Origin of the sequence: Extensimonas vulgaris (assembly GCF_003337425.1) — a bacterium.
In the GTDB taxonomy this organism is placed as follows: domain Bacteria; phylum Pseudomonadota; class Gammaproteobacteria; order Burkholderiales; family Burkholderiaceae_C; genus Extensimonas; species Extensimonas vulgaris.
In genome coordinates this window covers 554195-566408 of record NZ_QPJU01000002.1, presented here as the reverse complement: position 1 = coordinate 566408, position 12214 = coordinate 554195, and the positions used below count along the sequence as shown (strand labels likewise).

At 62.6% G+C, this 12214-nt stretch carries 12 protein-coding genes; 7 read left to right on the top strand and 5 right to left on the bottom strand.

Annotation, left to right across the window (positions count from 1 at the left end; translation table 11 throughout):
- Positions 1–198 precede the first annotated feature (198 nt).
- The gene (locus DFR45_RS05550) at positions 199–408 is read right to left on the bottom strand and encodes a hypothetical protein (protein WP_114482724.1); all 210 of its coding nucleotides are present in this window, start codon (positions 406–408) and stop codon (positions 199–201) included.
- 62 nt (positions 409–470) lie between these two features.
- Complete coding sequence (locus DFR45_RS05545) at positions 471–2489, bottom strand: ParB/RepB/Spo0J family partition protein (protein WP_241659349.1); 2019 nt, start codon at positions 2487–2489, stop codon at positions 471–473.
- Here DFR45_RS05545 and DFR45_RS05540 point away from each other — a divergent pair.
- Entirely contained in the window at positions 2433–3407 is a 975-nt protein-coding gene (locus DFR45_RS05540; RefSeq protein ID WP_114482723.1) for an IS5 family transposase, read from the top strand. The genes DFR45_RS05545 and DFR45_RS05540 overlap by 57 nt on opposite strands.
- A gap of 114 nt (positions 3408–3521) precedes the next feature.
- Here the strand turns inward: DFR45_RS05540 and DFR45_RS14485 are convergent, their stop codons facing one another.
- From DFR45_RS14485 to DFR45_RS05525, 3 genes are all read right to left on the bottom strand, one after another.
- Positions 3522–3695, bottom strand: a complete 174-nt coding sequence (locus DFR45_RS14485) for a hypothetical protein (RefSeq protein WP_158636978.1) — start codon at positions 3693–3695, stop codon at positions 3522–3524.
- 80 nt (positions 3696–3775) lie between these two features.
- On the bottom strand, positions 3776–4606 hold the full coding sequence (locus tag DFR45_RS05535) for a DUF932 domain-containing protein (RefSeq protein ID WP_114482660.1): 831 nt from the start codon (positions 4604–4606) through the stop codon (positions 3776–3778).
- 730 nt (positions 4607–5336) lie between these two features.
- Positions 5337–5687 (bottom strand): DUF2958 domain-containing protein, encoded by a 351-nt coding sequence (locus DFR45_RS05525; protein WP_011516224.1) that lies wholly within the window; start codon positions 5685–5687, stop codon positions 5337–5339.
- Positions 5688–6468: 781 nt separating this feature from the next.
- Here DFR45_RS05525 and DFR45_RS05520 point away from each other — a divergent pair.
- Genes DFR45_RS05520 through qatC form a run of 6 tightly spaced genes read left to right on the top strand, consistent with a single transcriptional unit; the run spans position 6469 to position 12201 of the window.
- Positions 6469–6708: a hypothetical protein gene (locus DFR45_RS05520; protein ID WP_011516223.1), complete on the top strand. Its 240-nt coding sequence runs from the start codon at positions 6469–6471 to the stop codon at positions 6706–6708.
- A gap of 52 nt (positions 6709–6760) precedes the next feature.
- A complete protein-coding gene (locus DFR45_RS05515) occupies positions 6761–7066 on the top strand; it encodes a helix-turn-helix transcriptional regulator (RefSeq protein ID WP_114482658.1) in 306 nt (101 codons plus the stop codon).
- Positions 7032–8003 carry a reverse transcriptase family protein gene (locus DFR45_RS05510; protein WP_011516221.1) on the top strand — a complete coding sequence of 324 codons (972 nt, stop codon included), beginning with the start codon at positions 7032–7034 and terminating at the stop codon, positions 8001–8003. The genes DFR45_RS05515 and DFR45_RS05510 overlap by 35 nt, the downstream gene beginning before the upstream one ends.
- 18 nt (positions 8004–8021) lie before the next feature.
- Positions 8022–9956 (top strand): Qat anti-phage system ATPase QatA, encoded by a 1935-nt coding sequence (gene qatA, locus DFR45_RS05505; protein WP_114482657.1) that lies wholly within the window; start codon positions 8022–8024, stop codon positions 9954–9956.
- Positions 9845–10837, top strand: coding sequence for a Qat anti-phage system associated protein QatB (gene qatB, locus DFR45_RS14790; RefSeq protein WP_322790411.1), 993 nt, complete (start codon positions 9845–9847; stop codon positions 10835–10837). The genes qatA and qatB overlap by 112 nt, the downstream gene beginning before the upstream one ends.
- Positions 10834–12201 carry a Qat anti-phage system QueC-like protein QatC gene (qatC, locus tag DFR45_RS05495; RefSeq protein WP_011516218.1) on the top strand — a complete coding sequence of 456 codons (1368 nt, stop codon included), beginning with the start codon at positions 10834–10836 and terminating at the stop codon, positions 12199–12201. Before qatB ends, qatC begins: the two co-directional genes overlap by 4 nt.
- The last annotated feature ends 13 nt before the right edge of the window (positions 12202–12214 follow it).

Below are 12214 nucleotides of genomic sequence, written 5' to 3'. Positions count from 1 at the left end.
CACGCTGCGGCAGATGCTGGCACAACGAATTGCCCGCATCCTGCCTCGCTGCCCATGCTGCGGGCGGGCGAGGAGTAATTTATGACACAGTCAAACTAGGCTGCTGGCCTTGAACACCGGGCGCGGCCGCCGCCGCGCCCGGATTTTGCGTTTCACCGCGCCCAGGACGGCACGGCCTGGGCGCGGTGCTGAACGCGGTTATTCCTTCGTCTCGATGAGCCACCACACGGCACGCGGCAAGGCGCGGCCCGTGATGGGATGAATGTCGGTGAGGTCGGCGCAGGCCGTCCAGCCCGAGGGCGGGCGGTAGCCGCGCACGTCGCCTGCGCCGTGCCAGCGCCGGGCGCGTACCGTGCCGGGCGCGTAGATCGCCGCCATGCGCGGGCGGCTGGTGGTGGTGCGGGTCATGGGGGCTTCTCCTTCCAGCAAAGCGCCCCGGTCGAGGCCGGGGCGCTCGCCTTCGGCGCGGGTCAAGCGGCCAGCGCCTCGGCAGGTTCATCCGCCATTGCTTCGGCATCCTCCGGGGCGTCCTGCTCCGGGCCTGCCTCCTGCGCGGCATCCTGCGAGCCTGCGGTCTTGAAGATGGCGGGCATCCAGCCCGTGCCATCGGCCAGCCGTTCGGCTTCATTGGCAATGTCGGCCTTCTTCAACTTCGCCAGCCGGGTGACGGATTCCGGTGCAAACGCGCCCACGGCATCCAGAATCACGGCCTTGGAAACGTGCTTGAAGTAGCCTTCTGCGGTCGGCTTCCACCATGCGCCCATATCGAGGCCCACGGCCTGCGCCAGTTCCTCGCCGGGCTGGTGCGGCGTGGTGCGAGGCGTCACCACGTCCACCGTGGAAGCCACGCACACGGCCAGCAACCGCACCAGTTCGTCTTGCGGCTTCGCCAGCAGCGCGGCGAACAGTTCGGCGCTGTCCTCCGGCAAGGCTTCACCCGCCACCTGTTGCAGTTCGCGCAGCGCCACGGCGGCGGGTGATTCGGGCCAGTCCGGGGCCATGCCTTCCAGCCGGTCTTGCAGTTTGAGGCCCACGCCCAGCGGCAGAGAATCACGGCTGCGGCCGTAGCGGCTGTCCTGCAAGACGGTCTGCACCATGCCATGCACCACAGCGGCCAGCGCAGCTTGCGGATGCCGGGCGACTTCGATTTGCAGCGCGGCGGTGCGGTGCGCGCTCAGGCGCTGCGCCAGCCGGTCGGACATGGCGGCGGTCTTGGGCTGCCTGTCGTCGTCTCCGTCCTCGCCTTCGTCGTCATTCGCGGATTCGCCTTCGCTGCCGAACCCTTGGCGCAGCCGTTCCAGCGTGCGAAGTGCCTTGGCCTCGGCTTCGCGCAGCAGGCCGCGATGAATGACGGCCTCGCCGTTGCGGTCGATGGTGACGATGGCACCGGCTGCGGCCTTCACATTCGCGCCGTAGCCCTGCAAGCCATCTTCCAGCGCCTGCAACTGCTCGCCCAGGGTTTCACCTTCCTCCTGCAAGGCGTCGGCCTTTTCCTCGTCGTCGGCGTCCAGTGCGGCATCCACGGCTTCGGCCAGTTCGTGCATCTTTGTTTGCAACTTCTCGATGCGTGCCGCTTCGCGCTTGTTCGGCTCGCGCCGCTCCCTCGGCGCACGCTGAAAAGCGTGCAGGTCGGCATGGGTCATGCCCGGCGTGGCATCCACCCACGCCCAACCCTCGGCGCGGACAGTGGCAGCGATGCCTGCCAGCTTGTCTTGCGCCAGCCGTTCCAGCAGCGCGGCATCGGTCAGATACACGCCCGCATCATCTTCCGCGAACAGGTCACGGCGGATGCCGCCGCCTGCGGCTTCGTAGGTGTCCAGCCCGACGAAGCGCACCAGCGGATGCCGGTAGGCGTCAATCTCACGCTCGGTGAGGCGTTCGCGCAGGTTGGACGGGTGACGCTGCCACGTTGGCGCATCGTAGAACGCGCTTTCCTGCGCGGCGTGGTCGTCCGTGATGGACAGGGCCATCAACTGATCGAGCGTGACAGCATCGGCGCGATAGTCGGCCATCAAGCGCGGGGAGACATTCGCCAGCTTCAAGCGGCGCTGCACCACCAGCGGCGTGACGCTGAAATCCGCCGCAATGTCCTCGATGGGCCGGCCTTCGGCCACCAGTGCCGCGAAGGCTTCAAACTGGTCTGCCGGGTGCATGGCTTCGCGCTGCACGTTCTCGGTGAGGCTGGCAGTGCGGGCCGTGCCATCGGCCACCAGCAGGCAAGGCACCTCCCATTCCTTGCTGATACGGTGCTTTTTCGCCAGCAGCTTGAGGGCCACGAGGCGACGGCCACCGGCCACGACTTCGTAATGCTCGCCATCGGCGGATGCAATCACGATCAGGTTTTGCAGCAGGCCGACACGCTGGATGCTCGCGGCTAGGGCAATGCTGAAAAAGTCCCTGCTGGACTGGGCGTCTGGGTAAATTACGGGGCCATGAAGCAGCAGACCCTTGCCATGGCGGCCGACGCGCAGTCGGGCTTTGAACAGCATCGCAAACCCACCCGGCGCGGCGAATTTCTCAAGACCATGGATGCGCTGGTGCCGTGGGCTGCGCTGTGCGATGAAATCGCACCGCACTACCCCAAGGCAGGCAATGGGCGTCCACCCATCGGTCTGGAGCGCATGTTGCGCATCCACTTCATCCAGCACTGGTTCAACCTCGCCGACTTGGCCTGCGAGGAAGCCCTGTACGACAGTGCCAGCTTGCGCCGCTTCGTTGGCATCGACCTGGGTTGCGAGCCCGTGCCCGACGCCACCACCATGCTCAGGTTCCGCCGCCTGCTCAACGACAACAAGTTGGGCGAAGCCCTGTTCGCACGCGTGGGCATGGAACTGCAGGCGCGCGGCATCAAAGTCAACACCGGCACCATCGTGGACGCCACCATCATCGGCGCGCCCAGCTCCACCAAGAACGCCGACAAGGCCAGAGACCCCGAGATGCACCAGACCCGCAAGGGCCAGCAGTGGTATTTCGGTATGAAGCTGCACATCGGTGTGGACAGTCAGACGGGGCTGAGCCACAGCGCGGTGGTCACCGCAGCCAACGTTCACGACAAACACCCACTGCCTGATTTACTGCACGGCAACGAGCAGCGGGTCTATGGCGACTCGGCCTATGCCAGCCAGAAGGCGCTGATATCAAGCAAAGCGCCCAGAGCCAAAGACTTCACCAACCAGCGCACGCGCTGCGCTGGAGAGGTGGACGAAGTGCAGCGGGCCAAGAACCGCAACAAGTCGCGTGTGCGTGCTCGGGTCGAACACGTCTTTGCCGTGGTCAAGCGGCTGTGGGGATTTACCAAGGTGCGATACCGAGGCCTGCAGAAGAACGCCACGCGTGCGTTCACCGCATTGGCACTGGCAAACATCTACCTGTGCCGGGGACATCTGCGTGGACAGGTGCGCCCGTAAGGGCGGGAATCGGGCCTGAAGGCCCCGCGAACTGCCCAAATGGGCGGTGCGAGAGGCCAAAACATCCGAAAAACTGCATCATCCAGTGCCGCACGGCAAATCACGACGGCTTGTTCAGCGTAGCCCTAGTTCGGGGATGGACATGCGCGGGGTCTTGCGCACGTTGCGGCCCGTGGGGCGCAGCACCAGCCGCGACAGCGGAACCAGAATCAGATTCTTGGTCGGGTCGGCGGCTTCCAGCGCAGGGGCTTGGATGGCGCGGGCTTCGGTTTGGGTGATGGCGTTCATGGTGATAACTCCTTGCGGTTAGGAAATGCAGCAGCGAAGAAAGCGGCAAGGGCTGCTGCCTGCCCCTGCCGCGTGGGGATTCAGGCTTTCAACTGGCGCAGGCCATCGGCCAGCATCCAGAGGGCGCGATTCAGGCGCACATCGGAATCAATGCCCTGTACGGGTCGGGTCTGCTGGCGGCGTCCATTGGCGCTGCGGCCATGCAATCCACCCTTGGTCAGGTTCTCCTGCGTGCGGTTGAACACGCTCCACAGGTCGGGGCGGCGGTCGTCGAACCGGCGCGGCATCAGGATTTGCGATTCGGTGATGGGCGCGGGCTTGCTGTCGGTAGGGTCGTACTTGAGCGCCAGCGCGGAACGGGCGAACACTTCGGCTTCACCTTCGTCCAGCGTGATCGCACGCATGGCATCGCGGGACTCCTTCACTCGGTCGAAGCCGCGCAAGACTTCGTAAGCGCCTTCGATGACATGCCCGGAAACATCGCCTTTGTGGGGCACGCGCACATCGGCCACGGTGTCGCCGCAGACAAGGCCATTGCTGCAAACGAAGCGGAACATTCCGGCCAGCATCTGATAGCTGCTGGTGCCGTCGTGCGAGTTCAGCAGCACGATTTCGTTAGCCTCCGCACCGTTGATCTGGCTGGCGTGGCGCAGGCGCAGCATGTGTTTCGTGTGGTCGCGCTTGCCTTCATCGCGCACGCGGGTCTGCGTCACCATGAAGGGCTGAAACCCCTCCTTGCGAAGTTCGGTCAGTACGGCAGCCGTGGGGATATAGGCGTACCGCTCGGAACGGCTTTCATGCGGAGCGTCCGCAAAGATGGACGGGGCTACGCGGTGAATCTGGTCATCGGACAGCGGGTAATCGCTGCGCAGCGAGGGGGAACGGGAAGCGAAACGGGATGCGAGTTGCATGGTCTTTCTCCTGACAAAAAGAGGTTTGCTGTTCACACCGCACACCGGATTCCTAGATTCGGAGCCCAGCCTTTCGGCTGTTCGGTGCGGTCGGCACGAGGAACCCGGTTGGCCCTGTTGCCACCGTCTTTCCTGAGTTCATCGCCCGCGACGAAAGGGAGCCCGTGGACGGGGGCCGTCAAGGAAACAAGCGCAGGGTTGGTGCGGCCCGCAGGCGCAGCCGAGGACACGGCCCTGCGCGCCTTGACGGCGCACGGGCGCGGGCTACAGTCGCGGACAAGGTGATGAGGTCAGGGAAGACGGCTGGACAAGGCAACGGCCCCTCCACACGCCGACCGCACGGCAAGCGAAGCGCGCAGGCCCGGATCTGGAAGCCGGGCCGGAGGCGTCAGCCGAGCGGAGCGAGGGAACGATGGAAACCCGACAGGGGCGAAACCCCGCAGGGGGTTCGATGCGCAGCACGACAGCGCGACCGGCCATCTCCCAGGTGGCCGGGGACGCCCAGCCTTCAATGCAAGATCAGGACGAATCCACGCAAGGCATCGTGGATCTGCTGCGAATGCGGTCTAGCCGATCCGGCGCAGCCGGGTCGGCGGTGTTCAGGGGCGCCAAGCCTGCGCGGCGGGGATAGCCCGCAGGGCTTTCCCCTGGAGTGCAAGCCGAAGGCGTGCAGGCATCGCGCCACATGGGCGCGATGCGAGGGGGCGTCCCGCGACGCCCCAAGGCCGGGTCAGACGATGACCCGCCCGGCTAGCCGCGCATCGCGCGCGTAGGCGCTCAATCGCTTCTCGGCGCGGAACGACAGGTCGCGCTCGATCGGCAGGCCCAGCCCGCCGCGCACCGTCGCCAGTTCGCCCAGGCTGACCCAGCCAACTTCCGGCTCACCCAGCCCCAGGTCGCAAAGACCAAAGGCGTGATCGTGGTCATCGGGATCAATCTCGGTCAGCAGCCAGGTCGCGCCGGCGTCCGGCGTGAACAACTTGACCACGGGCGCCGGATCGAAGTCCGGGTTCTGGAGAGATTCGCGGCCGTTGGCCAGCAGCACGATGCGCTGTTCGTCAGTGATGAGTGCGTTGATCATGGTGAACTCCTGAAAGGTTGCCGGGCGGAATTGCCCGACCCGTCCGAGGCACGGCGCAGCGCAAGCAGTCAGGGGACAGCGACGGCCGCAGGCCGCAAGCGCCATCGGCGCGCCGCCCTTGACGGCGAGCACGCCGTGGCACGATGAAGGGAAAAGCAAGACCGCATCCCTCGCGCCTCCACGCTCCCCGGTTTTCGGCAAGCGGAGCGCGCAGGCCCGAATGAAGTCGGGCCGGAGGCGTCAGCCGAGCGGAGCGAGGGAACGATGGAAGCCCGATGGGGCGAGACGCCGCAGGCGGCTCGATGCGCAGCACGACAGCGCGACCGGCCATGCTTCTTGGCCGGAGACGCCACTACTACACCTATAAATTCACCATCAGTGAAATTCTATTGACATTACGCGCAGACTTGTGCTGTAATGCCCTCGGCTAGGCGAATCGCCTAGGTACACGTTCTTTGAAGTGTTGCTCTTACCGTAAAAGCGAAAGGTCAGTGTATTGCCTGAAGTGATTCAGGCCGCTCCTTCATCCAGTGTTGGAGATTTTGAGGTGAGGCAGGCCGGTAACGATCGGTCCGCCGCGAAGGTTCGCCCTCGCATCGTCCCGCGCACCACGGTTAGCCAGATGCAATCTGCTAATCACAAAGCGCAATCGGATAGACGCTCGGACGGGGCTTCATCACCGCGACGACTGGTGTTGGGCTTGCGCATCGAGTTGGCTCCTTTCGGCCAATCGCCTTGTTACGGGGCTTCGGCGTTGTGCCGGGTTTAGAAGGAGCAATCCATGAAATTTGAAACTTTGAAGAACAGCATCGCAACGCTCCAAAAGCTGCGCGATGCACATTACAGCCAACTCGATGCTGGCGCTCTGGCTGAACTGGATGACGTGTTGTGGCAACTGCGCGATATGTCTGAAAGCTCTGAGAAGCGGGAGCACGATCACGGGAAACTCCTGGATCGGACTCTGCGCATCACTGACATCGTCATCCGCGCAGTGAGCAATCTCACTGACTGGATGAAGTGATGGAAGTGGGCCAAGACGCAGCAAGCCCAATATTTGATTACCGGAGTCGATCATGAACGTTGGACAAGCCATCAAGCTATGCCGCACTCGGCGGGGCATCTCCCAGGCTGATCTGGCGCGACAGGCTGAATGCTCGGTTTCCTATCTTTCCATGCTGGAAAACAATAAGCGTGATCCGACGCTTTCCACCATGACCAAAATCGCCCATGCGTTGCATATGCCCGTGGGCATCATCTTTTTTCTCGGCGCTGAAGGGGATGATCTGACGGGCATCGACAAGTCGCTGCAAGGAGACCTTGCGCGCACGGCACTGGAACTGCTCAATGAGCCAGTCAGCGACCAACGCCCCCTCCTATAGCCAGCGCCGCATCGGCACGCTGCAAGCCCTGCATGTTGCGCTGGGAATGCCTGTCGGCGACCTCCCGACATTGGCCGAGCGTGCTAACGACCTTTACCGAGTCGCAAAGTCCATCACCAAACCGGACGGCAGCATCCGTAATACTTACGATGCACGGGAGCCATTGAAGGAAGTTCATCGAAGGATCAAGAGTCAGATCCTCGACCACGTGAACTACCCGGCCTATTTGACGGGGAGTATCAAAGGCTGCGATTACAAGGTCAACGCCTCGCTCCATGCCCGCGCACGGATCGTCATCAACGAGGACATCAGCGGTTTTTTCCCTTCCACGTCGGCAGACCGCGTGTTCAGCATCTGGCGCGGCTTCTTCGGCTTCAGCGAGGACGTGGCGCGATGCCTGACACAACTGACGACCCGGCATGGCGAACTGCCCCAAGGGGCGATAACCAGTTCATTCCTTGCCAACCTCGTGTTCTGGTGGGATGAGCCCGAGTTGTTCGGCAAGTTCGCAGCCCAAGGTCTTGTCTACTCTCGCTATGTCGATGACATCGCCGTGTCGTCTAAAACGTTCCTGACCAACGAGGCAAAAACGAACGTAGTGCGGCAGGTGTACGGCATGCTGCTCAAGCATGGCTATAAGGCCAAACGAGCCAAGCATGAAATTGCCACATCGGGCAGCCGCATGGCCGTCACGAAGCTCGCAGTGAACAACAAGCCTGGCTTGGACAAAGCCACGCGCAACAAGATTCGTGCAGTCGTCCATGCCGTTGAACGACGCATCGCGCAAGGCGAGGCGCTTTCGTTTGAGCGTGGCCCATACGCCCAGGCAATGGGACAAGTTCTGCATCTGGAAAGATTTCATCCCGGCGATGCGGCACCACTGAAGAGGCGACTATTAGCCCTCAAAGAGGCAGGTGCAGCCCTGCCCCACTCCTAATAGAGAGGGAGGAGACAAGTGATCCTGACCGATAACGAAACCAAAGTTGATCTGCTGAATAACGAAGCCATTGCCACCACGATTATCGGGCTGCTTCGTGCGAAGCCCGACCACCCAGTGACGATCGGAGTGCATGGCGACTGGGGGGCGGGGAAATCCAGCGTGCTCGAAATGATCGAGGCCGGCTTCGCAGACCAGGACGATGTTCTGTGCCTCAAGTTCAATGGATGGCGTTTCCAGGGCTTCGAGGACGCGAAGATCGCCTTGATCGAGGGGATCGTCACAGGCTTGATCGAGAAACGTCCGGCGCTGAAAAAAGCGGCAGTAGCCATCAAGGACGTCTTCCGTCGCATCGACTGGCTGAAGGTCGCCAAGCGATCCGGCGGCTTGGCCCTGACCGCATTCACTGGCATTCCGACACCGGAGCAAATCGGAGCCATTGTCGGCTCGCTCGAAGCGCTGGTGACAGACCCTGCCAAGCTCGTAACGAAGGAAAACATTTCGGCGGCCATCGACCAGGCGAAGGCCGTGCTCAAGCCGGGCGAGTCCAAGAACGTGCCAGAGGAAGTGGAGGCTTTCCGCAAGGCGTTCGACCAGCTTCTGAAAGATGCTGGCATCAAGCAGCTCGTTGTCCTGATCGACGATCTTGACCGCTGCCTGCCTGACACAGCCATTGAAACACTCGAAGCGATCCGGTTGTTTGTTTTCACTGCGCAGACAGCGTTCGTCGTTGCGGCAGACGAGGCAATGATCGAATATGCGGTGCGTAAGCACTTTCCCGACCTGCCTGACAGCACCGGGCCGCGAGACTACGCCCGCAACTACCTCGAAAAGCTCATCCAGGTTCCGTTTCGCATCCCGGCCCTGGGAGAAGCCGAGACGCGAATCTACGTGGCGTTGTTGCTGGCCGGCGCCGAAGTCGGCGAGGACGACGCGGACTACGGGAAGCTGATCGCCGTGGCGCGGGAGAAGCTGAAACGGCCTTGGACCAGCGGCGGTCTGGATGCCGCGACGATCAAGACGGCGCTCGGCAAGCAGGCCGAGAAGGCGAACAACGCTCTTGCGCTCAGCGACCAGATCGGTCCCATTCTGGCGAGCGGCACAAAGGGCAACCCGCGCCAGATCAAGCGCTTTCTCAATACGCTGTTGCTGCGCGAACGCACTGCGACCGCGCGCGGTTTCGGCGACGACATCAAGCTACCCGTGCTCGCAAAGCTCATGCTCGCGGAACGCTTCATCCCACGGTTGTTCGAGCAGATCGCGTTCGTTGCAGCGATCCATCCGCAAGGACTGTGCGAAGACCTCGAAGCATTGGAGAAGAACCTTGCGGCGATTGACGCTAAAGATGGCGAGTCAAAAGGTCAGAAATCCGCAGAGCCCACACCTGCACCCGATAACGCTGTATTGATCGAATGGAAATCGTCGGAGACGGTGTGCGACTGGGCGCGCCTCTTGCCGAAGCTATCTGGACTCGATCTGCGCCCCTACTTATTCGTGACAAAGGACAAGAAGGACTACTTCGGCCCGGTGTCGGTGTTGGGTCACTTGGCTGGTGTGGTCGAGAAGCTGTTCGGCGGCAAGATGACCGTCCAAGGCTACGAAGTCGAGTTGAAGCAACTCGTGCAGCCTGAAGCCGAGAAAGTGTTCGAGGCCATGCGCAGCAAGATCATGGGCACGGGTGTTTTCGACACCAAACCGGCGGGCGTCGATGGTCTCGCCGTCCTCGTGAGGGCGCAGCCCAGCCTCCAGAGCCGGTTGCTGGATTTCCTGGAGGTGTTGCCAAGTAGCAAATGCGGGCCTTGGGTTGTCAGCGGCTGGCAAGGCGTCATCAAAGACACCGAATGCGCCACTCGCCTGACGAAGCTGCTGGGAGACTGGAGCAAAGTCACCAACAACCCCGGTCTCAAGGCCAGCGCCGAAGCGGCGCTCAAAGATCTGAAGGGAGGCCGCTAATGGGAACCTCGACAGCTTACGGCGGGCCAGGTGGCGGGACACCACTTGTTCCATCATGGCTGGGTGACATCGATGGCGGTGGCGCCCCTGCTGCTCCGGGAAATGGTGCAGGACCGGATGGCCAGCCGCCCGCGGACGGCGCCGCACCGCCGGTGCCGCCAAACCGCCCACCTATTCCCAGGACAGCGGACCCGCAGCGCTTCTCTGGCGCTCGCAACAGCTTCACGCGATTCGCTGGCTCTGGTGGCAGCGATCGAGCCAACCTGGGCCGTGCGGTCTCAAGGTACATCTCAACGTCCGCCGGGGGTTCACGCCAGGCTGCCCAGCGCATGGGCGCCTCTCGGGGTGCCGGCGCGCGGCTCCTCGGCTTCTTGGCCGATGCGCAAACGCGGGGTGTGCGCGAAGCGTTGCGTGCCCTGGATCTAGAATCGTTGGCAGGTCGCCCGATCACTGAGATTTTCGTCGGCTTGGCCGACTACATCTGCCCAGGCGCGGGAACGGTCGATGAAGGCATCGCCCGCGAGGCTTACATCGAAACCATTGTTGAATTGGCGAGCGAGGGTCTCACCGACTTGGCCACATTCACCCCGGATCAGATGCAGACGGTTTTCGAGCTATATGCCACCCATGCCATCGAGGCGCGCATCTGCAATGACATCGGCACCAAGGCCGTGACCATGCCGACAGATGCACAGGCAGCACATCGGGTCGAGCAGCAGTTGCGCGACTTCATCCGAGGTGGAGTGAGCGATGCGCTCACGCGAGCACGGGCGGAGACACCCAATCTCACCCCCGAGCGGGTTCAAGGCTTCGTGGACGCGGTGTATGAGTCCGCATTTGCGATCTTGCAGACCCTCGGCGAGGCGGAGGCCAATCAATGAAGCGACAACTCCTGGTGGGTCGTTTTGGCCCGGATGACCGCTTAGATGTGACGGCGGGCGCTGATGAACAGACGACCTACCTGCAACTCGTCGCCGGCGAGAAATCCTTGGATCACGGTATCAGTGGCGCGCTGACGAGTCTGAAGAAGATCGGCGTATTTCCTTCGGAAATCGGCATCGACCTGCTGGTACTGGCCGCCCATGTCCATGCAGCCGACACACGCATCTCTCGCACCGAGCAGTCGCAGGATTCGTGGACGCGCGAGATACGGCTGGTCGTGCCGGTCAGCGATCCGACTCGCTGGGGAGCAGCAGCGCCGACGCTCAAGAGGTCTCTGGACTTCTTGACGGGAGATCGCTGGACGATCGGCTTCAGGGCACGTCCAGATCGGTTCACGACGATCACCCAAGTGGCTCCTCCAAGTCTGATCGCGCCTCCCTTTGATTCCGTCAGCCTATTCTCAGGAGGACTGGACAGCCTTATTGGTGCCATCGACCTACTGGAGGATGGCGCGACGCCATTGCTGGTGAGCCACTTCGGGGAAGGGGCGACGAGCGATGCTCAAGGCAAGCTGTTTGCAGGTTTGAAGAAGTATTACATCCAGTCATCTTTCGAGCGTTTGCGGGTCGGCATGACCTTCAAGAAAGGCCTCGTGGCAGACGTTGGTTCGGAGGACAGCACGCGCGGCAGGTCATTCCTGTTCTTCGCGCTCGGGGTGTTCGCGGGCACAGGGCTTGGGCGCCGTTTTGTCCTGCGTGTTCCCGAGAACGGACTGATCGCGCTGAATGTGCCTTTGGACCCCCTGCGGTTGGGATCAAACAGCACCCGCACCACACACCCGTATTACATGGCGAGGTGGAACGACCTGCTCATCGCACTCGACATAGATGGCGAGATTCGGAATCCGTACTGGGACAAGACGAAGGGAGAAATGGCCGCAGCCTGTCGCAACCCGGACCTCTTGAAGAAGCTGGCGACGGATTCGTTGTCGTGCTCGTCCCCCGCCAAGGCCCGATGGCTAGGACATGGTATTGAGCAATGTGGCTATTGCCTGCCATGTCTGATCCGTCGCGCAGCCTTGACGGCAGCATGGGGGGCCGGGAACGACCCGACGACGTATACCGTTCCAGACCTTCATGCGCAGCCGTTGGACACGCGCCAAGCCACCGGGGTACAGGTTCGGTCGTTTCAGTACGCGATCGAGCGCTTGAAAGGTAAGCCGCAGCTTGCGAACCTCTTAATCCACAAGCCCGGCTCGCTTGTCGACGAAGCCGCACACCTAGACCAACTCGCCGATGTCTACCGGCGCGGCCTCGATGAGGTTGCACGGCTCATCGACGGTGCCGAAGCGAGACCGAGTTGACGAGGGTGAGTAC